Origin of the sequence: Sorangium sp. So ce176 (genome assembly GCF_051519835.1) — a bacterium.
In the GTDB taxonomy this organism is placed as follows: Bacteria; Myxococcota_A; Polyangia; order Polyangiales; family Polyangiaceae; genus Sorangium; species Sorangium cellulosum_G.
On record NZ_CP150371.1, the window covers coordinates 1,524,195 to 1,544,870 of the forward strand.

Sequence of the window (20,676 nt, forward strand, 5' to 3'; positions counted from 1 at the left end):
AAAACTCCGTTTCCGATCGCCGTCTCCGGTCCACCGCGCCCCCGCTGGCCGGGGTCGGCCGTCGCGCGTCGCGCGGCGCGCTCGCCCGGCGCGGCGGCGGGCGGCGCGCTGCGCGTCAGAGCGCTCGCGCCGCGGAGACGGCGAACGGATCGGGGAAGATCTCGCTGTTCGCGAGCGACCTGCTCCGCCGCGTCAGCACCTCGCAGCCGCTCTTCGTGACGACGATGGTGTGCTCGAACTGCGCCGACAGCGAGCGATCGGCCGTCAGCGCGGTCCACTTGTCTTCCTGGACCTCGACCTCGTAGGTGCCGAGGTTGATCATCGGCTCGATGGTGAAGCACATGCCGGCGCGGAGCCGGGCGCCGCTCCCGTACTTGCCCACGTGCGAGACCTGCGGCGCCTCGTGGAAGCGCCGCCCGATGCCGTGGCCGACGAAGGCCCGCACCACCGAGCAGCCCTCGGCCTCTGCGAACTCCTGGATCGCGGCCCCGATGTCGCCGAGGCGCGCCCCGTCCCGGACCTGGGCGATGCCGAGCTGCAGGCTGCGCCGCGACACCTCGGTCACGTGCTTCGCCTCCGGCGACGGCTTGCCGATGTAGAAGGTCGCGGACGTGTCCCCGTAGAAGCCGTTGTAGATCGTGGTGACGTCCACGTTGATGATGTCGCCCGGCTCGAGGACGCGGTCGCACGGGATCCCGTGGCACACCACCTCGTTGATCGAGGTGCACACGCTCTTCGGGAACCCGTGGTAGTTCAGCGGCGCTGGGTAGCCGCCGCGGCGGAGGGTGTCCTCGTGGACGAAGGTGTTGATGTCCTCGGTGGTGATGCCGGCGCGGATCATCTCGCCGACGCCGAGGAGCGTCTCCGCCGCCATCTGCGAGGCGACACGGAGGGCGTCGACTTCCTTGACCGTCTTGATGCTCACGTTGCTCACGGCGATGACAGCTCCCCGAGGACGACGGCCTCCTTGACGGCCGCGGTGACCTCCGCTGTATCAGGTGAAAGGTGCCAGTGGAACTCCGGCTCGCCTGCCTCGCCGGCGAAGCGTCGGATGAAGGCGATGAAGGTGAGCCCCCGGAGCCGCGCGTCAACCGCCTTCGCGACGCCGAAGGCGCGGCTCGTCGGGCGGATGTGGAGCTCGAACGCCCGGTCCGCCACCCGGGGCGTGGCCAGCGGCGCGTCGATGATGTGGACCGCGAGGTGGTAGGTGCTCTGCTCGCCGATCGAGTCGACCGTCACCGTGCTGACGCGGACCCGCGCGACGACGTCCGCTGTCTGCGCCCGCTCCCGGAGGAACCGGTCCGACCTCGGCGAGGGGCCGTCGAGCGAGAAGCCCACGGCGGCGGGCTCGATGTTGTCGTCGAAGACCTCGGGCGCGTGCCCCTCCCAGGTCGGCAGGCCGGAGAGCGGATCGACGGCCGTCGTGGGGCGCTCCTGACCGGCGACGCAGCCGCCGGCGGGGCCAACGATCGCCAGCACGGCGAGCGCGAGGCGCAAAGGAGCAACACCGGCGACGGAAATCATCCCTGGGACCGGAGCTCGTAGCACGTTGACCCGGCCCTGTCAGGACTTGACCCACATCGGTGACACGCGCTGCCGAGGCCGGTTTGTCCGATTCCGCCGCAGTTCGCCATCGTCGCAGCTCCCCCTTCGTTCCCCTCGCGCGCTCACGCGGCGAGGTCCCCTCCGCCGCCCGCCCCGCGCTCCATCGATCCCGCCGAGCGATCGTCCAACGCCCTGACGTGGGGTCGACCCCGGTCGGTGCGGGGATCCTATTCTCCTGTCCTACCGCTGGTGCTAGCGTTCCCGGGCTTGCCGGGCGGGGCGTCCTAACTTTTGCGATGGCAGAGCGCGCAGGGACTGGGCCTGCGCCGGCTTGGAGGAAGAACATGAAAGCGAAGAGGCTCCTGGGAGCGGGGTTGGCCGTGGGGCTGGGCCTTGCGGCGATCACGAGCACGGCCGTGGTGGCTGCCCAGCCGAAGCGGGGGAACGCCGCGGCTCCCGCCCGGCCCGCCGATCCGCCGGCGACGAAGAAGACGATCGCGCTGACCCCTCCAGGCATCCAGTGGGGGATGAGCACCAAGCAGGTCGCGGCGGTCATCGACAAGATGCTCGATGAGGCCTACGTGCCCCGTTACAAGGCGACCTCGCCCGGCGTGAAGATGAGGGCGCTCGACGCCGAGCTCGCCGAGGAGAAGAGCGCGTTCCGCCGCAGCCGCATCGACTTCGGCAAGCTGCCGACCGGCATCGACGCGACGCCGCTGAAGGGCGAGTACACCTACCTCAACAAGGAGTCGATGATGACGCTGATCCGCGACGGCGGGAAGCGGCACTTCTTCTTCATCCAGGACAAGCTCTGGAAGATCATCGACGAGCACGCGCTCGGCGAGGGCAACCCGCGCGGCAAGGACTTCATGTCCGCCGTCACCAAGCTCGCGAGCACCTTCGGCCTGCCTGGCCGCGTGACGCCGCCCGACCCGGACAAGGGCCGCTACGTCACCGAGGTCGACTGGAAGGATGCGGCCACGCGCTTCCGCGCGATCGAGCGGGGCGACGCCGAGATCGCCTTCGCCTACGAGGATCTCGTGACGCTGAGCAGCCTCGAGTCGCTCCGTCCCAACAAGCCCACCGACGCGAACGCCATCGACCCCTCGGTCGCCTCCGCCATCCGCAAGGACGAGGCGCCCCCCGCCCCCCCGCCCGACAAGGCCGGCAAGAAAAAGTAGCCCTCCGCTCCGCGGCTCCCCCCGAGCCGCCCCCCTGGGGCGGCTCGCCCCCTCATCAATCCCCCCTCCAGTCGTCTCCCGAGCGGCGCTCACCCGCACAGGAGACGGGTCCAGATCGGCGTCTTCGGCGCGCAGGCGTACTCCTGTACGCCGAGCACCGAAGACGTCGAGATGGGCCCGCCTCCGCAGCGGGTGAGCGCCGCTCGCTCAAACCAGGGAGGCGCCGTCGGGGACGCGCATGCCGTTCGTCACGACGACGCGCGCCGACGGCGCGACCGAGAGCACCGCCGGCTCGATCACCGCGCGCGCGGTGAGCATCGCCCCCGGGCAGCCGGAGCATGCGCCGGCCAGGTGGAGCGTCAGGTGGTCGGGCTCGACGGCCACGATGTAGAGCTCACCGCCGTCGGCTCGGATGAGCGGCGCGATGACCTCACGGCAGACCTTGAGAAGCTGATCGATGGAAGCCGGCATGGGGGTGAGCTCGGCAGCGCGAGCCATCGCTGCAGCCTAGCACGGCCTCGCTCGATCAGGCGATCGCCCCGCCGCCGTCGCTGCGAGGCGGAGGCCTCGGCACCGCGGGGCGGAGACCCCGGCACCGCAAGGCGGAGGCCCCGGCACCGCGGGGCGCGCCCGGCGCTCGCGCCCACGCGCCGGTTCGGCGCTCGCGCTCAGAGCGTCGACACGAGCGCGGCGACGCCGGCGTCCGCCGCGACCTCCGGCGTGCGCTGCGCGGCGGCGCCGAAAATGCGACCGGCGATCTCGACCGTGCCGCTCCACGGACCCGAGGCGGTCTTCGCCGGCAGGTCCAGCTTCTCGAGCGCCTCGGTGTTGACATCGGGCGTCACCGGTCCGCCGTACGCCTTCGCGCCCTTCCACGCGAAGACGTAGAGCAGCGGGGTCGACTTCAGCCCGTCGCGCTTGGCGATGTCGGCGATGTCGCGCTTGGCCGCCTCCTGCAGCCGGTACGCGTAGGCGCGGAACGACCAGCCCGTGACGAAGAGGCCCTTGAGCTCCCCGCCGCCCGCCCGGACCGGGTGCACGGCGACCCACTGGAGATCCGGCCCGTTCCGCACGCCGCGCATCTCCTGCATCTCGCCGAACGCCTCGACGACGCCGCTGTTCGGCTCGAGCACCTTCCTCAGCTCAGGGAACGAGGCAAGGACGGACCTGTTGGCCAGCATGTCCGGATCGGCCTCGCTGCGCAGCACCGTGCCGCTCGGGTCGGCGAACGAGAAGAAGGTGCTCTTCGCGAACTCGAGCTCCTTCACCGAGGCGCGCGCGCCGGCGATCGCCCGCTGGAGCCCGAGCAGGTTCGCGCCCGGGTCGGTGTCCACCAGCGACGCGAGCTTCTGCGAGCCCGCCGGCAGGCCCGTCCGCACCTGGCCGACGTCCTCCGCGATGACGGGCGCGAGCTTGGCGCAGAGCTCCGCGGCGTACTTCTGCGACGCCTTGCCGTCCTCCTCGCACGCGCCCGCGAGGGAGGCGGCCAGGGCGCACGCGAGCACGAGCGGCTTGCTTTCGCTTCGAGCGAGGGGTGAAGAGCGCATCATCGAGAACGACTCTCCAAGGGGAGCGGAGTTCCATCGACCGGGATCATCGCTCCTCAAAGGGTTTCGGGGGTTACAAACACGATCTCGACCCGGGCGTTGCGGGCGCGCTCGCTGCCGCGCGGGTCGACGACCGGGGCCGCGGCTCCGGCGAGGAACGGCGCGATGGGCTGCACGGCGGGAGGGGCGCCCGCGGCGTGCGCCGGGCCGAGGGCGCGGACGACGGCGTCGGCCCGCGCCGCCCATGCGGGCTCTTCCTTGGCGCTGACGTCCCTGTCCGTGTGGACGACCACAGCGACGGGGAACGAGGGGTGCGCCGCGGCGACCCGCGCGAGCTCGCGCAGGCGCGCCTCGCCGGCCTTGGTCAGGGCGTTGCCGGCGAACAGACCGCGGAGCGTGACAACGATGCCGCGGTCGTCGCGGGCGGGCGACCACGTGCCCGCGGCCGAGAGCTCCGCGAGGAGGGCGTCGCCGACGCCGGGCGCGCGGGTCACCGGCGTGGCGGCGCGGCGCGCCGCGGTCAGCGCGGCGAGGCAGCCCGCCCGCGCGCGGGAAGCCTGGTCGATCGGCGCCGGGATGGCGCGGCCGGAGCCGACAGTCTCCGCGAGATCCGCGTCGAGCTTCGTGATCGCGGCGGTCGCCTCGTCGAGCTGCGCCACGAGCGCGGCGTTGCCGGGCTGCGCGCTGGTGGGCTGGGCGTTGCCAGCCTGGGCGCCGGCGGGCGCCGCGTTGTCCGCCGGCGGGCTCGCGGGTTGCGCCGGCGCGATCAGGAGGCGCGCCGCGCCGCACAGCAGGCGGGCCTGGAGCGCGAGCGAGCGCGCCGCGGCGAGGCGGGCCTTCTCGCGATCCGGGTCGGCCTTGCCCGAGGGGACCACGGGCTGCGCGTCGCGGGCGACCTTGATCCGCATGTCGAGCGCGTCGAGCTCGGCCGCGACGCGCGCCTGCTCCGCCTCGAGGCCCGCGAGGGACGCCTCGGCGGTCGAGCCCTGCGCCTCCGCCTCGGTCTCGGCCGCCTCGGCCCGGGCCACCCGCGCGAGCGCGAGCGCGAGCGCGTGCGCGGCGACGGCCTGCTCGCCGAGGATCTGCGCCCCGGCCTGATCCTTTCGCTCGAGCGCGGCGAGCGCCTCGCCGCGCAGCTTCTCCGCCCGGGCGAACGCGCCCGGCGCGAGCCGCTTCGACTCCGCCGCGGCCGCCCCGGCGCGGACGTGATCGAGCTCGTCGAGCACCGCGGGCCGCGGGATCGGCGCGCACGCGGCGAGGAGCGCCCCGAGGGCGGCGACGGACGCGAGGCGGCGCGCGCTCACGGCGTGCCCTCCTTGCCCGCCGGAGCCGCCTCACCAGCGCTCCCGGCGCCCCTGGCCCCGGCGCCCTGCGCGGGCGGTTGCGCGACGCGCGCCTGTCGCGCCCCGGTCTTCCCCGGCGCCGCCCCCCTGGAAGCCGCCTTCTTGCCGGCCTCGATCCGCTGCGCCTCGACGCCGCTCGCGGCCCTGGTCGCCTCGCGCGCCTCGGCTTCGAGCCGCTCCAGCTCCGCCGCGGCGCGGCCCCGCCGCGCCTGCGTCTCTTCCAGCAGCGCGCGCGCCCGCTCCAGCTTCGTCTCGACCTCGCGCGCCCGCCTGGCCGCCTCCACCGCCGCCGCCTCCGCCGCGGCGGCGCGCAGCAGCGCCCTCGCCCCCTCCGCCCACTCGAGCGCCAGCGCGTCGAGCCGCCGCGCGTTCGTCGGGTCGCCCGCCGCCCGCGCGCCGTGCGCGCGCTGGAGCGCCTGCTTCGCCTGCGCCACCGGCTCGGCCACGACCTTCGCGGCGCTCCTCGCCGGCGCTCGCGCAGCGGCCGGCTCGACGCGCGGCGCCTCGGCCGCGGCCCTGTCGCCGGTGACGGCGAGCTTGTCGCCGGCCGCGCTCTTCTCGCCCTCGCCCGGCGCGGGCGTCTGCGCGGCGCGCGCCTCGATCTCGCGGAGGATCTGCATCGCCTTCGCGCCGTCGCCCGGCGGCGGCGCGGGCACCGTCGCGAGCGGCCGCTCTCCCTCGCCGTGCGCCAGGGCGCCGCCGCTGCCGAGCGATGCCGCCAGGGCGAGGAGCAGCGCGTGGGTCGACCGGCGTCGCCGCGCGTCGCGGAGGATGGGGCGGGAACGCACGTCCGCCAGGTAGCAAACAGGGCTTCCGCGAGCAAGCGCGGCGGCCTTCCGCCCCTCGCGCTGCGCGGCAGCCGCCGGCGCCGCGCGCGGCCGGGCGCGCGTCACTCGGGCAGGAAGTTGCGCAGGGCCCAGTCGATCTGCTGCTGGTTCCGCTCGACCAGCTCCTTCCTGCCGCCCGCCTCGTGGAGGAAGACCCGATCGTCGTTGACGAAGACGGTGAGGTAATAAAGGTGCGCCTCCTTCCCCTCGTCGTGCCCGAAGCGCATCTGGACGCCCGGCAGGCCGTTCCGGCTCTTCACGTCGGCCTTGCCGAGCAGCGCGTAGCCGCCGCCCTCCCGCAGCCGCTTCTCGATCACGCGCGACCAGAAGGCGAGATCGCCCTCCGGCTCGTTCTCGAAGGCGCGGATCCCGAGCACCACCCCCTCGGCGGTTGTCGCGCGGTACTCGTCGTCGCCGTAGCGATCCCCGAGGTCGACGAAGCCCGGCGGGGTCGCGGGCACGAAGGGCCGGCCGCAGCCGGGCAGCGCCGCCGCGCCGGCGAGCGCGGCGGCGAGGACGAAGGCGTGGCGAAGGGAGTTCATCATCGGAAGCGCCCAGGTCACAGGTTGAGGAGCCTCGAGAGGCCGAGCTCGTTGAGCCAGTCGATCGGGAGCCGCGGGCCCGACGGCATGATCGTCTCCGTCGAGCGCGGCTGGAAGGAGACGGTGAGGGTCGAGAACGCGACCCGGTCGCGCAGGTACTTGAGGCGCCCCTCGAGGCGATCGAGCTCGCCGGCGACGCGCGCGAGCTCGCGCTCGAGCTGGATCGACTCCTCGACCTTCACCGCCTTGTCGAGCAGCTTCTCCAGCCGATCGCGCACGGCCCTCGCGTTGCGGATGCGGACCCCGAGGTCGAGGAACTCCTCGGTGACGTCCTCCGCGACGACGTTGCGCTGGAGCATGTCGCCGAGCCCCTCGAGGCGCTTCAGCGCCTCGTCGAACCGGGCGGCAGGGACGCGGATCGTGATCGTCCGATCGTCGCGGCGGGCGAGGAAGCCGCCGAGCTCCTGCGCGAGCGCCTCGACCTTGCCGAGCGACGCGCCCACCTCGAACACAGCCATCGTGATCTGCGCGGTGTAGATGAGGAGCGGCGCGGGCGACGCGCTCACAGCGGCGGCGGCCTGCGCCGCGCCCTGCGGGGCGGCGCCGGTCGGCGTCGTCGCCGCGGGCTGCGGGGCCGGGCCGGCCGGCGCCGGCCTGGCCGGCCCCGCGGCTTGCGCGGTGGGGCGCGGCGGCGGTGGCGCTGGCATCGCCGCGGGCGTCGGCGTCGCCGGCGGCGCAGCCTTGGCGAACTCCGCGGTGGCCACCGTCGTCTCGTGGTCGACCGACAACGACTCTTCGATCGCGTCGCCCCGGGGCATGCCCATCGTCGGGTGCTGCGGCGGCATCCCTGTGGCCATGGGCTGCGGCGCCATCATCGGCATCGGCGCGCTCGCGGCGTCGCCCGCGCTGGAGCGGCTGGATGCGCAGGCAGAAGCGCCTGCGAGCAAGGCAAGGAGAGCCCAGGAGGGCAGCGTTCTTCGCATGGTTCCTCGGAGCGTGGAGCCGGTGACAGGCGCAGAACGCGCTGCCTCGGTCGACCTTACACCAGGGCGCGGGCGCCGCGCCCCGGGCGAGCGTCGGCCTAGGCGCCCGCCTCGGGCGGGATCTTCGCCGGTCCCGGCGCGCGCCGGAGCTGCCGCGCCCAGTACGAGACGCCAGCGGCCGCGCCCGCGCCCGCCGCGGCGGCGAGCATCGGGGCCAGCGCCGCGGGCAGCGCGATCGCGGCGAGGACCGCCGCGAACTGCACCGTCGTGGCGAGCTTGCCCGGGATGTTCGCGCTCGCCGTCGAGAGGCGCGCGCCGCGGAAGCGGCGGCTCAGCGCGATCCAGAGCGCGAGCGGCAGCTCGAGGATCTCGCGGGCGAGCAGCGCCGGGATGCCCCAGAGCGGGAGCGCGCCGCTCCGGAGGAGCGTGCCGACCACCGTCAGCGCGAACACCTTGTCGGCGATCGGGTCGACGAGCGCGCCCATGCGGGTCACCTGACCGGAGCGGCGGGCCAGCCAGCCGTCCAGCACGTCGGTGAGCCCGGCGCAGCAGAGGACGGCGAGGGCGGGCGCGGGGTGCGTGGCGACGAACGGGAACAGCGCCGCGAGCGGCAGACGGGCCAGGCTCATCAGGTTCGGCGGGAGCGCGAGATCGCGTGCAGACAGGGGCGGCATTGCGAGGAGTCCCATGCGTCGCAGGTGCGCCGCGGAAGCCGGATGGTCCTGGTCCACGTCGAGCGCGGTCGAGCCGGGCCGCGCCTTGGCCGGCAGCAGCGCCGGCCTGACATCCACGAGGCGATCCGCGCGGGATCAGCCGGCGACGCGCACGGTGAGCACAGGGACGCTGCTCTTGCGGATCACCTTCTCGGCGACGCTGCCGAGGAACAGGTGCGAGATCCCCCGGCGGCCGTGCGTGCCCATGACGATCATGGCCGCCCGCTCGTCCTCCGCGGCGGCCAGGACCTCGTTCGCCGGATCGCCGTTGCGCAGGAGCGCCCGGAGCCCCCCCGTCTGCGCCGCGAGCTGCTGGATCGCGCGCGACGCGGCGGCGCTCACCTCGGCGTGGAACCCGGGCATCAGCGCCGGCTCGAGCCCGGGGTACGTGTAGACCGGGAGCTGGTAGACGTGCAGCAGCACGACCTCGCGCCCGAGCTTCGCGCCGAGGTCCTTCGCGAGCTCGATGGCCCTCAGCGAGGCCTCCTCGAAGTCGACGGGGACCAGAATCACGTTCGCGCCTTCCTTCATCGCGCTCTCCTCGCCCGCGGGAGCGGGTGTCCCTTCGATCGTCGCCGCCGCCGGGACGCTTTCGCCGCCGGCGGATGCGTGCCGCGCGCATCTTGGATCCAAACATGGGGCGATCCCAGGACAAACTGCGCCGTCGGGCCGGCGCTGACGCCCGGGGCGGTACGCCGCGCGCGGCGGCGGCCGCCGCGATCCGCCGCGGCTCCGGCGGCGCGTCGCCGGAGCGTCTACGGCGCGTTGCGGCGCGTCTGCGGCCTTCGCGCGGCGGTGAGCCGCGCGCGCACGAGCGCGCTCTGGTTCGCGCGCACGAGCGACGAGAGCAGCGAGCACTGCGCCCGGCGCCGCGCGACGTAGGCGGCGTCGCTCGCTGTCGCCGAGCGCGGGCGCTCGCGCTGCTCGCGCTCGGCGACAGCGAGCGCCTCCTCGGCCTGCCTCAGCTCGGCGATCGCGAGCGGCGAGAGCGGGCTCTCCTGCGCCTGCACGACGGCCGCGCGCGCCGTGAGGAGCTCGGGAGGGGGCGCGGCCGCGCTGCTCGCGCAGCCCGCGAGCGCGAGCGCCATCGCGAGCGGGGCGGCGGCGCGCTCGCGGCCCACTACTCCTTCCCCCCGGCGAGCGTGCTCGCCTGGTCCAGCGTGCGGCCCGCCGCGTCGCGAAGGCCGTCCTCCTGCACGAGGAGCCTCGCGAGCTCCGCGTCGACCTCGGCCCTGCGCAGCAGCCAGCGCGCGCCTTCCAGGTCGCCCACCGAGATCCGCCGCCGCGCCTGGGCGAGCTCGCTCCTCGCCAGCGCGAGGTGCATGGCCGCGCGCCGGTCCGCGCGCGCGCCCTCCCGCTCGGCCGCGCGGATGGCGGTCCGGGCGCGGGCGAGCTCGGGCGGCGACGCCGGCGGCCGGAACGCGGCGCACCCGGCGAGCTCCAGACAGGCGATCACGAGCGCGGTTCTGGCGAGCATTTGCGTGGATTCCCGATCTCGCGGCGCGCCGGTGGAACCGTTGCTCCCGGCGGCGCGCCCGGGACGTGGTGGTGCATCGAACAGGCCAGCGCGCTCGCTGCGCGTGAGCTTCCCGCTGTGATGGGGGCGTTCCGCTGTGTGGTTCCAGCGGACGCGTGCTCCTGGTTTTCATGGACACGCACCCCCTGGCGGCAGCGTCCGGAGACGAGCTCACGCCCTGTCCGTCGACCGTCCTACCTCGCGGCGCCGTCCGCGGAATGGCGCCGTTTCCGCCGGCCTCATCGAACGCCACCCGTCCCCCGCCGGTATCTTGCTCTCACGGGGCAGCGGACGGCTGCGGCGACCTCGCGTGTCGTCTCCACCGATTGCGCAAACGGTTGCGTAGTTGCGCATTGGACGACGGTGCCTTCGGCCTCGCGTTCGACGACGCCCATTCCTCGCGTCCCGTGACGTGCTCGTCTTCGACAGCCCTCACGGCAATCTTCCATCGGAGTGGTCAGCTCGGCGCGACAGCCGCAGCGACGCCCTTGGCGACAACCGCCTGTCAGGGACGCGGAAGCGCCGGTCAGGGACGCGGAAGCGCCGGTCAGGGACGCGGAAGCGCCGGTCAGGGACGCGGAAGCGCCGGTCAGGGACGCGGAAGCGCCGGTCAGGGACGCGGAGCGCGCCGGCAGGGACGCGGAGCGCGCCGGCAGGGACGCGGAGCGCGCCGGCAGGGACGCGGAGCGCGCCGGCAGGGACGCGGAGCGCGCCGGCAGGGACAACGGACCCACGCTGTCACGACCGGTGGTGTACCCGCCAGGGACAGGGGGCACGCTGCCAGGGACAACAGGTCACCTGCCAGGGACAGGGGGCGCGCTGCCAGGGACAAGGGGTCACCCGCCAGGGACAACCCGGCGCGTGACCTCCTGTCCCTGGAGCCGTGTACCCCAGGCACGGTACGTGGATCCTTGTCGGCCTGTCACGAAGCTCCCGCGTCTCGCGCGCTTCGATGCCCGCTTCGCGCGGCGCGCAGGGCGAGAGAACGGGAGTCATCACGTCAATGGGAAGGGGAGCCCGGTCCAGGGCTCCCTGGAATGGATGCCCGGGATGGCTCGTCCGGACAGGATGGCCGGCGCAGCGACCCAGGGGAGGTCGACATGTCGAAGAAGAGCGATATCGAGCGGTGGTCCGAGGTCGTGCAGAGGATGAACGCCGGTGATCTTCCAGCGCTCACGGTGCCCTTGCACGTGCTCCTCGGGGAGGCGGTGGATGTGGCGAAGTTCTTCGAGAAGTACTGGAAGACCCAGACCGATGCCCAGAAGCGGGTGACCCGCCTGGGCCTCGAGTCCGCGGTCCCGAAGGACAGCAAGAAGGGAGATGCGGCGCGCCTCGGGCCGAGGACGGCGGAAGAGATCCTCTCGCTGCAGCGCTCCACGCAGGAGGCGCACACGCGGTATCTCCTGACCGTCGAGAAGAACAAGAGCCCCCGCGAGCGGGGGAAGTTCTTGCTGGGGGAGATCGGGGCGACCTTGAGCTTCTATTTCGACGATGGCGTCGAGGACGACAAGGACGAGATGCTGGCCCGGATCGACGCGGCGCACGCGGGGGATCCCGACACGGCGGACGCGCTGGCGAGCGCGCTGGACGATTATGCGCTCCTCGGCGAGAAGCACCGCGACGCGCTCGATGGGCTCGGCGGCTTCCGGGCGGGCTACCTGGACGAGGCGCGCGACGTGGCGGCCGAGCTGCGGCGGCTGCCCGCGCAGGCGGAGGCGATCTCCCGGCAAGCGCAGGAGGCCCTGCTGCTCCGCAACAAGCTGGCGGCGCTGCTGGTCGAGCGCATGGGCCTCGTGCGGTCCGCGGCGCGCTTCGTGTTCCGGGGCCAGCCGGAGATCGTGCGCGAGGTGACGAGCGCTTACGACCGCCGCAAGCGCGCCGCAGCCCGCCGGGCCAAGGCGCAGCCCGGCCCGGCAGCGACGCCGGCGTCACCGTCGCCGGCGGCGCCCTCGCCAGCGACGTCCTCGCCGGCGATGCCCTCACCGGCGATGCCCTCACCGGCGGCGCCCGCCGTGCCCCTCGGGGGCTGAGCCGCGGGGGCTCCCTTCCCCGGACCGTGAGCTACCTGGCGCGGGCTCGCGGCGGTACGCTGCCACCATGAGCGCGCTGCGGGCAAAGGTTCAGGGCGGCCGGCTGGTGCTCGACGAGCCGACGAGCTTCGCCGAGGGTACCTTGATCGATCTCGTCGTGGCCGACGACGACCTGGACGACGCGGAGCGGGCTCGCCTCGATGAGGCGCTGGAGAGATCGCTGGCGAGCGCGCGCGAAGGGACGATCGACGCAGGCGATCTCCTGGCCGAGATCGCGCGCCTCGAGCCGGCTTGCGGATAAGCGAGCCCGCATCCGGCTCACGAAAGAGGCAGCCCGCCAGACGAGGGAGGCGGCCGCATGGTGGATCGAGAACCGTCCGGCCGCCCCTTCGCTGTTTCGCCCTGCCTGGGCGGTCGCCGCGGCTCACCGTGGAGTGAGCTGCGCTGCTGGCCTCCGTCCACGGGGCCGTCCTGCGCGTCGTGCAACGTCCGCCGCTCCGGGGGCGTCCACAGTGATCGGCATGGCTCCGGCGCCGGAGCCCACCGCCTGACGCGGATCGCCCGGCTCTGCGAATAAAATCCCGCAGCCCGCCGTCTCCCGCCTGCCGGCTTTTTTCTCTGCGCGCGACCCTTCCGCTACCCTGGCAACCGCCGTGCCGATCGTCGACCCGAACCTCCGCACCACGATCGTCCACGCATTCGCCGTCACGGTGGCGGACCCGTCGAGCCTGGTGCGCACCACGTCCCGGGGCGGGACCGACGATCCCGACAGACCCAGCCGCGACCCCTCCATCCTCCCGGATGTCGGCCAGCTCGTCGGCGGGCTCTACCGTCTCGGACGCCTCCTCGGGAAGGGCATGTTCGGCAAGGTGTACGTCGCCCAGCGCGTCGACGTCCCCGAGCACCAGGTCGCCCTCAAGCTCATGCCCCGCTCGCTGTACGCGATGCGGAACGTCGAGCGCGAGCTCGTCATGCTCGCCACCGTCGGCCACCCGCACGTCGTCCAGCTCAAGGACCACGGCATGAACGCCGACTACGTGTGGCTCACCATGCCCGTCTACGAGGGCGAGACCCTCGCGCAGCGCCTCGAGCGCAGCCCCCTCGGCATGCGCGAGGCGCACGACATCTTCCTCGCCGTCGCGCGCGGGCTGGAAGCGCTCCACGCGGCCGGGCTCCGGCACCAGGACGTCAAGCCGGACAACATCTTCCTCGCGAGGTTCGCCGGCCGCGTCCACCCCATCCTGCTCGACCTCGGCGTGGCCGCGGAGCGCGAGGCCTCCTTCTGCGCAGGCACCGCGCTCTACGCCTCGCCCGAGCAGATCCACGCGCTGAACGGCTTCCCCGGCGTCGTCCCGCTGACCGAGAAGATGGACACGTACGGGCTCGCCACGACGCTCCTCTACTCGCTCGTGAACCCCAGGGACTTCCCGGGCGAGTCCGCGCAGACGCGCACCGAGCTGGTCAAGTCCCACGAGATCCGCGCCGACAGGCCGCTCGCCGACAACGCGCTGCCCGACCTCACCGGGCGCCCCCGCCAGATGTTCCAGGAGGCGCTCAAGCGGTGGCTCGCGATCGACCCGCGCGAGCGCCCGACGATGACCCAGCTCGCCGAGGAGCTCGACGTGCTGCTCGAGCCGGAGCGCGAGGCCGAGCGCGAGGCCGAGCGGCTGCGCATCAAGCAGAAGACGTCCTACCTGCGCGTGCGCATCGCCGCCGGCGCGATGACCCTCGTCGGCTGCGCGGTCGTGCTGCTCGGCGTCTCGAAGCGCGAGACCCTGCGGCTCGCGAACGAGCTCGATCGCGCGCGCCAGGTGGGGGCCGAGTCGTTCGACAAGCTCGACACCTGCATCGCGTCCCACCAGATCGCCCAGTCCGACATGACCGCGTGCCGCAGCGCCCGCGAGCAGGACCGCGCGGAGTTCAACGAGACGCTCGCCAGCCTGCAGAAGAGCGGCACCGCGACCGAGGCGGAGCACGCGCGCCAGATCCAGTCGCTGCACGCGACCCACGCGGCGCGCCTCAAGACCTGGGAGGACCGCGCCGCGGAGGCGGAGAAGGCGAGCCTCGCCGACCGCGAGCGGCTCGCCGAGGCCGAGAAGGCGCGCGCCGCGCTCGTCACCGAGCGCGACGAGGCCAGGGCCCTCGCCGAGCAGCGCGCCGCCGAGCTCGCCGCCGCCACGCAGGCGCGCGCCGCCTGCGACACCGAGCGCGTGAGCTGCATCGCCGAGCGCGACCGCTTGAGGACCGAGGCGGCCGATCCCTACGAGGCGCCGCCCTCGCCGGGGAAGCCGGCGCAGACCGCCGCGAGCGGCGCGCCGCCGCAGGCGCCGCCGCCGGCGAGCGCAGGCGCCCCGGCCGCCGCCACGGGCACGCCGGCGGCGCCGGCGAGCCCAGCGGCCTCCACGCCGTCCACCGCCGCTCCTCCTTGAGCGCCTCCGCTGGAAGTCGGTGGAGGCGATGGACGTCGCTGTGGCCGGGCCGCCTCTGCTTGTGGCGACAGGCTGGGGAGGCTATCCGTAAGGCCAGGGAAGGCGAGGGCCATGAGTGACATCTCTCGACGTGAAGTGCTGCGTCGGCTGGGCGCAGCAGGCCTCGTCCTCGGGGGCGCGGCCGGGCTCGCGGCAGCCCGGTGGGATCGGGGCGGCGCCGCCGCTGTCGCGGCGGAGCGCCCGCAGACGCGGGATTACCGGCTCCGCGACGTGTCGGACGGGGTGCCCCAGCTCGTCGTCGCCCGCGCGGGCGTCGAGGCGCTCGCCGAGGGCAGCCCGGACCCGGCCGCCCTGGTCCGCAAGGCCGTCGACGCGCTCGGCGGGATGCGCCGCTTCATCTCGCGCGGCGACGTCGTTGTCGTGAAGCCGAACATCGGCTGGGATCGCACGCCCATCCACGCGGCCAACACCAACCCGAAGGTCGTGGCCGAGGTGGTGCGCCTCGCGTACGACGCCGGCGCCAAGAGCGTCATCGTGACCGACGCCTCGTGCAACGAGCCGAACCGCTGCTTCCAGCGCTCCGGCATCTGGAAGGCTGCGTACGACGTCGGCGCCGAGGTCGTCATCCCCGCGGCCCACCGCTTCCGCGGCATGCGGCTGAAGGGCGAGGTGCTCGACGACTGGCCCGTCTACACGCCGCTCGTCAACGCGGACAAGGTGATCAACGTCCCGATCGCGAAGCACCACAACCTGTCGAAGTACACAGCCGCGATGAAGAACTGGTACGGGGCGCTCGGCGGGCGGCGCAACCGGCTCCACCAGAACATCGACGTCTCCATCGCCGATCTCGCGACGTTCATCCAGCCGACGCTCACCATCGTGGACGCCGTGCGCGTCCTCATGCGCAACGGGCCGCAGGGCGGGAACGTCGCCGACGCGAAGGACATGCACACGATCATCGCGACGACCGACCAGGTCGCCGCCGACGCGTACGGGTGCCAGCTCATCGGCCGCAAGCCCGAGGAGATCCCGTACATCAAGATGGGCCACGAGCGCGGCCTGGGCACGATGCACTGGCAGAACCTGCGGCTCGCCGAGGTGTAGTACTCATGGCAAATCCCGATCCGACGCCGGCCCCGCCGGCGCATCGTTCGGCCGCCGCTGCAGCGGCGGCGGCGCCCCCGGCTGCGGCGGCCGCGCCTTCCACGACAGCAGCGGCGCCTGCCGCCGCGGCGGCCGCGCGCGTGGCCCCGTGGACCGCGCTGCTGCGCAGGGCGCGCGCGATCGTCCGGCCCGCGCCGAAGCGCCGGCACGGCTCGGGGCTGCCGGCGCGCAAGACGATCCAGGTGCTCGTCTGGGTCCGCCGCGCCGTGCAGGCGGGCTGCCTCGGGCTGTTCCTCTACTTCCTGTTCCAGACCGGCTTCCGCGGCTCGTTCGTGTCGTCCGAGGCGCGCGTCCGCCTGCCGCTGCCCGTCGAGGGCTTCCTCCTCGCCGACCCGTTCGTCGGCGCGATGACGCTGCTCTCGACGCACACGGTCTACCGGGGCCTGCTCTGGTCGATCGGGATCCTGGCGCTGACGCTCGTCGTCGGGCGCGTGTTCTGCGGCTGGATCTGCCCCTTCGGGACCCTCCACCACTTCTTCGGGTGGATCTTCCCCTCGCGCTACGGCAAGGGCGGCAAGCGCGTCGAGGCGAACAAGACGTACACGCGGCAGCGGGTGAAGTACTACCTCATGTACGCCTTCCTCGCGGCGAGCGCGGCCGGCAGCGTGATCGGCGGGCTGTTCGATCCGATCTGCGTGGCGGTCCGCGCGATCGGCCTCGCCGTCATCCCGGCCGTGCAGTACGTCGTGAGCGTGGTGACCGGCGCCGCGACAGGGACCGGGAGCCGGCCGGTGCAGTTCGCCGCGGACCACGCGCAGGACTTCCTCGCCTCCAGCGTGTGGCAGACGAAGCAGTTCTACTTCCACCATGCGTGGTTCGTCGGGATCCTGTTCGTCGCGATCCTGTTCATGAACCGCTTCATCCCGCGGTTCTGGTGCCGCGTGCTCTGCCCGCTCGGCGCCTTCCTCGGCGTGTTCGCGCGCTTCGCGCTCTTCGGGATGCAGAAGGACCACGCGAAGTGCACCGACTGCAACCTGTGCCTCGTGCACTGCCAGGGCGCCGACTCGCCCCAGGGGGGCGTGAAGTGGCGGCAGGACGAGTGCCACATGTGCCTCAACTGCGAGAACGCGTGCCCCGAGGACGTCATCAAGTTCCGCTTCCTCCCGAACCGGACGAGCGCCCTCGTGAAGCCCGACACGGGCCGCCGCACCGCCCTCGCGACCGCCGCCGCCGGCGCGGTGATCATCCCGACGGCGCGCATCGCCGACGTGCTCGACGCGAACTACGACCACCGCGTCATCCGGCCGCCGGGCTCGGTCGAGGAGCGCGAGTTCCTCGAGCGCTGCATCCGGTGCGCCGAGTGCATGAAGGTGTGCCCGAACAACGCGATCCACCCCGCGTTCTTCGAGGCGGGCATCGAGGGGATCTGGACGCCGATCGTCATCCCGCGCATCGGGTACTGCGAGCACTCGTGCGTCCTCTGCGGCGACGTCTGCCCGACCGGCGCGATCCAGAAGATCACCGAGGAGCAGAAGATGGGGATCGGCCAGAAGCCGATCTCGATCGGCACCGCGTTCTACGACCAGGGGCGCTGCCTGCCGTGGTCGATGAGCGTGCCGTGCATCGTCTGCGAGGAGTTCTGCCCGACGTCGCCCAAGGCGATCTGGGTCGAGGAGGTCGACATCCCCAAGCGGGAGCCGGTCGCCGCGGAGCACGGCAAGGAGCCGCCGATGAAGATGGTCCACGTGCAGCGTCCGCACGTCGATCCTTCGCTGTGCATCGGCTGCGGGGCGTGCGAGAAGGTGTGCCCGGTGCAGGACAAACCGGCGGTCTACGTGACGAGCGTCGGCGAGACCCGCTCGAAGACGAACGTCATCCTTCTCGAGGACACGGACTACAACAAGGCATCTTGACCCGGGCGCGCGCCTGCTCCGCGCGGCGGGATCACGGCAGGAGGCAGCTCGGGTGCGCACGCTTCGCTTCTACGGAACCCTCTCGTTGGCCGCGGCCTCGGCCCTGTGCGGCTGCGGCGAGCCCTTCACGGCGGGCCCCGCGTCCACCTCGTCGACGTCGTCGACCTCGGGGACGGGCGGCGCCGGCGCCGGGGGGGGCGCGGGCGGCGAGGGCGGGGTCCTCGCGACGTCGTCCAGCACGTCGACCTCGGGAGGGAGCGGCGAGGGCGGCTGCAGCGCCTGCAGGGACGGGGAGTTCTGCACGGCCAGCGAGACCTGCGTGCGCTGCAGCGACCGCAGCGGCCCGCTGTCGTACGGCGCGCTGGAGGAGATCGATGTCGACGGGACATCGCCGGCGTTCCCGCGCGTGCGCGTCGAGCCCGCCGCGGGGGGCCAGGGCGGCGCGGGGGGGCAGGGCGGCGCGGCCGGTGACGGCGGCGCGGGGGGCCAGGGCGGCGCGGCCGGTGACGGCGGCGGCCAGGGCGGCGCGGCCCGGGCAGACCTGCGGCTCGTCTACGTGGCGGGCTTCGGCTCCGCGAGCGACCGGCAGATCGCCACGGCCACCGGTCGGCCGTGGACCGGGGGCGAGGCCGTGGTGAGCGCGTTCGTCAACTCCGCGCAGGCGGAGTCGGGGCCGCTCCTCTTGCCCGTGGACGCGTTCTCGCCGCGCGACGGGTTCCCGCCGGGCTCGCTGCTCCTCGACCGCTTCCTCGCCGGGCCGGGCAGCCCGCGGGACCTGATCATCGCGGATGCGCTCGAGGCGACCAACGCGGTGCCGTTCGACACGCTCAACCGGGACGCGGGGAGCTACTCGGTGGCTGTCGCCCACGCCGCTCGCCCTTACCGGTACTGGTTCATGATCAAGCACCAGGACGACGGGGGGACCACGAGCCGGCTCGTCACCATGCGCGCCCACGACGCGGAGGCGCAGGCGCTCGACATCACCCTGCCGGGCAGCTGCCCGGCGCAGGGCGACGACCTCGCCCCGTGGGTGACGCCGGACGGCGGCGTGCTCTTCTTCCAGGCGCTCTACAGCCCGCGCGGCGACTGCGCGGCGGCGTCGGTGCTGCGGAGCTTCTACGTGAAGCTCGGCCCCGACGGGCTCCCGGTGGCCGGGCAGACGGCGAGGATGCTGCTGTCGAACCTGGATCCGTCCCACGCCGTCATGACGCCGTCGCTCTCGCCCGACGAGTGCACGCTGTACCTCGCCTCGGACAAGGACGGGGCGCAGAAGCTCTACTCGGCGCCGCGGCGGTAGCTCCCCGCGCCTCCCGGGGGGGAGATCACTGCGCGCGGAAGCCCTCGGCGGGGCGGAGGCGGGCGGCGTAGAGGCTCGGGACGATCGTGGCCGCGAGGCAGATCAGGATGGCGATGGCGCCGGTGATCAGGAACTCCTGCGGGCGCGCCTGCACGGGGAGGCGAGAGATGAAATACACCTTCGGGTCGAGCGGGAAGCCGTAGACCAGGAGGCCCTTGCACACCGCCACGCCGAGCAGGAGACCGAGCGACGTGCCGGCGACGCCGATGATGGCGCCCTGGTAGAGGAAGATGCGCAGGATGGCGCCGTCGGTCGCGCCCATCGCCTTCAGGACCGCGATCTCCTTCTTCTTGTCGAGCACCACCATGATCAGCGTCGCGATGACAGTGAACGCGGCGACCACGATGATGAGCGCCAGCACCGCGCTCATGCCGATCTGCTGGATGCGCAGCGCCGTGAAGAGGCCGTGGTTCAGCTCCTCCCAGTCCATCGTGTAATAGAGCCCGTTGCTGAGGAGGTTCGTGATCTCGCGCGCGATGGTGCTGGCGTTGTCGATGTCGTCGACCTTCATCTCGACGCCGGTCACCGTGTCGCCGTGGTCGTAGAAGGCCTGCGTCTCGTAGAGATCGGCGTACGCCAGCTTGGTGTCGTACTGCTCGAAGCCGGCCTCGAAGATCGCGATGACCCGGAACCGCTTGGCGACCGGCGGCTTGATGGCGCCGTTCGAGAACGAGAAGCCGATCGTCGGCGAGGTCACGGTGACGCACTCGCCGATCTCCAGGGACAGGTTCTTCGCGAGCACGGCGCCGATCACGATGCCCGGCATCCTCGCGATCTGCTCCTTGTCGGCGCAGGGATCGGGGTCGACCTCGGGGGGCAGCTCGTCGTCGTCGGGGAGCACGCTGCCGTAGCCGCCCTCCGGCTCGATCGAGCCGCGCGGGGCGCCCGCGGCGACAGCGACCTCGGCGTCGTCCACCGCCTCGCCCGCCGCGCCCTCGTCGGCCCCGGCGTCCGCCGCGCCCTCGAGATCGGCCGCGCTCGGGTCGGGCTCGGCCCCGGCGTCGCGCGCGGCGGCGGCGCGCTCGTCCTCCTGGATGCGCGCCTCGTACGCCTTCAGGAGATCGATCTCGCCGCCGGCGCCCGGCGGCTCGAGCGCGCCGGTCACGCCCGCGTCCGCCTTCACGGCAGGGACGTCCGGCAAGGACGGCGGCGCCGCGCGCTCCGGAGGCTTCGCGCCGGGGCGGCGCAGGCCGGCGAGATCGCCGCCGGGGAGGATGTGGCGCGGCAGGTCGAGCACGGGCGCTGCGGCGCCGTCGGCGCCCACGCCGAGGCTCCTGGCCGGGTCAACCCCCTTCACGAGGACGCCGGTCGCCGTGGCGTCGCCGTGCGTCAGCATCATGGGGTTGATGCTGAACGGCGCGACGCCGACCACGCCGGGCACCTTGGCGACCTGATCCATGATCGAGCGGTACTCCCGGAAATCCGTGGAGTACTTGATGACGAGGACATGGGCGTTGACGCCGAGGACCTTCTCGCGGAACTCCGCCTGGAAACCCCCGGTCACGCTCATCACGGTCGCGAGCGCCGCGACGCCGAGCGCGACCCCGAGGATCGCGAAGATGGTGCCGACCGAGATGAACGCGCGCTTCTTGGAGCCGAGGTATCGCAGCGCGACCTCGATGGGGTAGCTCATCGCGGTGCCCTCC

General features: G+C 73.3%; 20 protein-coding genes. 7 read left to right on the forward strand and 13 right to left on the reverse strand.

Features of this window, described 5'->3' with window-relative positions:
- Positions 1-115: 115 nt before the first annotated feature.
- Positions 116-934: a type I methionyl aminopeptidase gene (map, locus tag WMF42_RS05725; protein WP_061605466.1), complete on the reverse strand. Its 819-nt coding sequence runs from the start codon at positions 932-934 to the stop codon at positions 116-118.
- The gene (locus tag WMF42_RS05730; RefSeq protein ID WP_233560968.1) at positions 931-1,479 is read right to left on the reverse strand and encodes a cobalamin ABC transporter substrate-binding protein; all 549 of its coding nucleotides are present in this window, start codon (positions 1,477-1,479) and stop codon (positions 931-933) included. Before WMF42_RS05730 ends, map begins: the two co-directional genes overlap by 4 nt.
- Before the next feature lie 410 nt (positions 1,480-1,889).
- Here WMF42_RS05730 and WMF42_RS05735 point away from each other — a divergent pair, with 410 nt between their 5' ends.
- The gene (locus WMF42_RS05735) at positions 1,890-2,726 is read left to right on the forward strand and encodes a hypothetical protein (RefSeq protein ID WP_437690695.1); all 837 of its coding nucleotides are present in this window, start codon (positions 1,890-1,892) and stop codon (positions 2,724-2,726) included.
- Between the two features lie 207 nt (positions 2,727-2,933).
- On the opposite strand, the gene WMF42_RS05740 is transcribed toward WMF42_RS05735, so the two are convergent.
- The 10 genes from WMF42_RS05740 to WMF42_RS05785 all read right to left on the reverse strand — a co-directional run bounded on the left by WMF42_RS05740 (position 2,934) and on the right by WMF42_RS05785 (position 10,158).
- Positions 2,934-3,224 carry a NifU family protein gene (locus WMF42_RS05740; RefSeq protein ID WP_233562497.1) on the reverse strand — a complete coding sequence of 97 codons (291 nt, stop codon included), beginning with the start codon at positions 3,222-3,224 and terminating at the stop codon, positions 2,934-2,936.
- 170 nt (positions 3,225-3,394) lie between these two features.
- A complete protein-coding gene (locus WMF42_RS05745) occupies positions 3,395-4,276 on the reverse strand; it encodes a hypothetical protein (RefSeq protein WP_061612281.1) in 882 nt (293 codons plus the stop codon).
- A gap of 53 nt (positions 4,277-4,329) precedes the next feature.
- Entirely contained in the window at positions 4,330-5,577 is a 1,248-nt protein-coding gene (locus WMF42_RS05750; RefSeq protein ID WP_437690698.1) for a hypothetical protein, read from the reverse strand.
- Complete coding sequence (locus WMF42_RS05755; RefSeq protein WP_437690700.1) at positions 5,574-6,404, reverse strand: hypothetical protein; 831 nt, start codon at positions 6,402-6,404, stop codon at positions 5,574-5,576. Before WMF42_RS05755 ends, WMF42_RS05750 begins: the two co-directional genes overlap by 4 nt.
- Positions 6,405-6,505: 101 nt before the next feature.
- Positions 6,506-6,988 carry a hypothetical protein gene (locus WMF42_RS05760; protein WP_061612282.1) on the reverse strand — a complete coding sequence of 161 codons (483 nt, stop codon included), beginning with the start codon at positions 6,986-6,988 and terminating at the stop codon, positions 6,506-6,508.
- Positions 6,989-7,002: 14 nt separating this feature from the next.
- Positions 7,003-7,842 carry a DUF4349 domain-containing protein gene (locus WMF42_RS05765; protein ID WP_437690702.1) on the reverse strand — a complete coding sequence of 280 codons (840 nt, stop codon included), beginning with the start codon at positions 7,840-7,842 and terminating at the stop codon, positions 7,003-7,005.
- Between the two features lie 224 nt (positions 7,843-8,066).
- The gene (locus WMF42_RS05770; RefSeq protein WP_437690704.1) at positions 8,067-8,759 is read right to left on the reverse strand and encodes a CDP-alcohol phosphatidyltransferase family protein; all 693 of its coding nucleotides are present in this window, start codon (positions 8,757-8,759) and stop codon (positions 8,067-8,069) included.
- A gap of 18 nt (positions 8,760-8,777) precedes the next feature.
- The gene (locus WMF42_RS05775) at positions 8,778-9,212 is read right to left on the reverse strand and encodes a universal stress protein (protein WP_061611402.1); all 435 of its coding nucleotides are present in this window, start codon (positions 9,210-9,212) and stop codon (positions 8,778-8,780) included.
- A 224-nt stretch (positions 9,213-9,436) separates the two neighbouring features.
- On the reverse strand, positions 9,437-9,802 hold the full coding sequence (locus WMF42_RS05780; protein WP_061611403.1) for a DUF4398 domain-containing protein: 366 nt from the start codon (positions 9,800-9,802) through the stop codon (positions 9,437-9,439).
- Entirely contained in the window at positions 9,802-10,158 is a 357-nt protein-coding gene (locus tag WMF42_RS05785; protein WP_061611404.1) for a DUF4398 domain-containing protein, read from the reverse strand. The genes WMF42_RS05780 and WMF42_RS05785 overlap by 1 nt, the downstream gene beginning before the upstream one ends.
- Before the next feature lie 1,139 nt (positions 10,159-11,297).
- On the opposite strand from WMF42_RS05785, the gene WMF42_RS05790 reads away from it, so the two are divergent.
- The 6 genes from WMF42_RS05790 (at position 11,298) to WMF42_RS05815 (ending at position 18,970) form a co-directional block, all read left to right on the forward strand.
- On the forward strand, positions 11,298-12,227 hold the full coding sequence (locus tag WMF42_RS05790) for a hypothetical protein (RefSeq protein WP_437690707.1): 930 nt from the start codon (positions 11,298-11,300) through the stop codon (positions 12,225-12,227).
- 67 nt (positions 12,228-12,294) lie between these two features.
- The gene (locus tag WMF42_RS05795; protein WP_437690709.1) at positions 12,295-12,528 is read left to right on the forward strand and encodes a hypothetical protein; all 234 of its coding nucleotides are present in this window, start codon (positions 12,295-12,297) and stop codon (positions 12,526-12,528) included.
- A gap of 352 nt (positions 12,529-12,880) precedes the next feature.
- Positions 12,881-14,656, forward strand: coding sequence for a serine/threonine protein kinase (locus tag WMF42_RS05800; RefSeq protein ID WP_437690711.1), 1,776 nt, complete (start codon positions 12,881-12,883; stop codon positions 14,654-14,656).
- A 111-nt stretch (positions 14,657-14,767) separates the two neighbouring features.
- The gene (locus WMF42_RS05805) at positions 14,768-15,760 is read left to right on the forward strand and encodes a DUF362 domain-containing protein (protein ID WP_061605314.1); all 993 of its coding nucleotides are present in this window, start codon (positions 14,768-14,770) and stop codon (positions 15,758-15,760) included.
- Positions 15,761-15,765: 5 nt separating this feature from the next.
- Positions 15,766-17,673 (forward strand): 4Fe-4S binding protein, encoded by a 1,908-nt coding sequence (locus WMF42_RS05810; RefSeq protein WP_437690713.1) that lies wholly within the window; start codon positions 15,766-15,768, stop codon positions 17,671-17,673.
- A 52-nt stretch (positions 17,674-17,725) separates the two neighbouring features.
- Positions 17,726-18,970 carry a hypothetical protein gene (locus WMF42_RS05815; protein WP_437690715.1) on the forward strand — a complete coding sequence of 415 codons (1,245 nt, stop codon included), beginning with the start codon at positions 17,726-17,728 and terminating at the stop codon, positions 18,968-18,970.
- Positions 18,971-18,995: 25 nt separating this feature from the next.
- Here WMF42_RS05815 and WMF42_RS05820 read toward each other — a convergent pair whose 3' ends face one another.
- Positions 18,996-20,663 (reverse strand): ABC transporter permease, encoded by a 1,668-nt coding sequence (locus WMF42_RS05820; RefSeq protein WP_061610512.1) that lies wholly within the window; start codon positions 20,661-20,663, stop codon positions 18,996-18,998.
- Positions 20,664-20,676: the final 13 nt, after the last annotated feature.

Excerpts from the sequence above, each read along its gene's own strand:
- WMF42_RS05735 (WP_437690695.1), top strand. The coding sequence starts at position 1,890 with ATGAAAGCGAAGAGGCTCCTGGGAGCGGGGTTGGCCGTGGGGCTGGGC.
- WMF42_RS05740 (WP_233562497.1), bottom strand. The coding sequence starts at position 3,224 with ATGGCTCGCGCTGCCGAGCTCACCCCCATGCCGGCTTCCATCGATCAG.
- WMF42_RS05745 (WP_061612281.1), bottom strand. The coding sequence starts at position 4,276 with ATGATGCGCTCTTCACCCCTCGCTCGAAGCGAAAGCAAGCCGCTCGTG.
- WMF42_RS05760 (WP_061612282.1), bottom strand. The coding sequence starts at position 6,988 with ATGATGAACTCCCTTCGCCACGCCTTCGTCCTCGCCGCCGCGCTCGCC.
- WMF42_RS05765 (WP_437690702.1), bottom strand. The coding sequence starts at position 7,842 with ATGGCCACAGGGATGCCGCCGCAGCACCCGACGATGGGCATGCCCCGG.
- WMF42_RS05775 (WP_061611402.1), bottom strand. The coding sequence starts at position 9,212 with ATGAAGGAAGGCGCGAACGTGATTCTGGTCCCCGTCGACTTCGAGGAG.
- WMF42_RS05785 (WP_061611404.1), bottom strand. The coding sequence starts at position 10,158 with ATGCTCGCCAGAACCGCGCTCGTGATCGCCTGTCTGGAGCTCGCCGGG.
- WMF42_RS05790 (WP_437690707.1), top strand. The coding sequence starts at position 11,298 with ATGTCGAAGAAGAGCGATATCGAGCGGTGGTCCGAGGTCGTGCAGAGG.
- WMF42_RS05795 (WP_437690709.1), top strand. The coding sequence starts at position 12,295 with ATGAGCGCGCTGCGGGCAAAGGTTCAGGGCGGCCGGCTGGTGCTCGAC.
- WMF42_RS05805 (WP_061605314.1), top strand. The coding sequence starts at position 14,768 with ATGAGTGACATCTCTCGACGTGAAGTGCTGCGTCGGCTGGGCGCAGCA.
- WMF42_RS05810 (WP_437690713.1), top strand. The coding sequence starts at position 15,766 with ATGGCAAATCCCGATCCGACGCCGGCCCCGCCGGCGCATCGTTCGGCC.
- WMF42_RS05820 (WP_061610512.1), bottom strand. The coding sequence starts at position 20,663 with ATGAGCTACCCCATCGAGGTCGCGCTGCGATACCTCGGCTCCAAGAAG.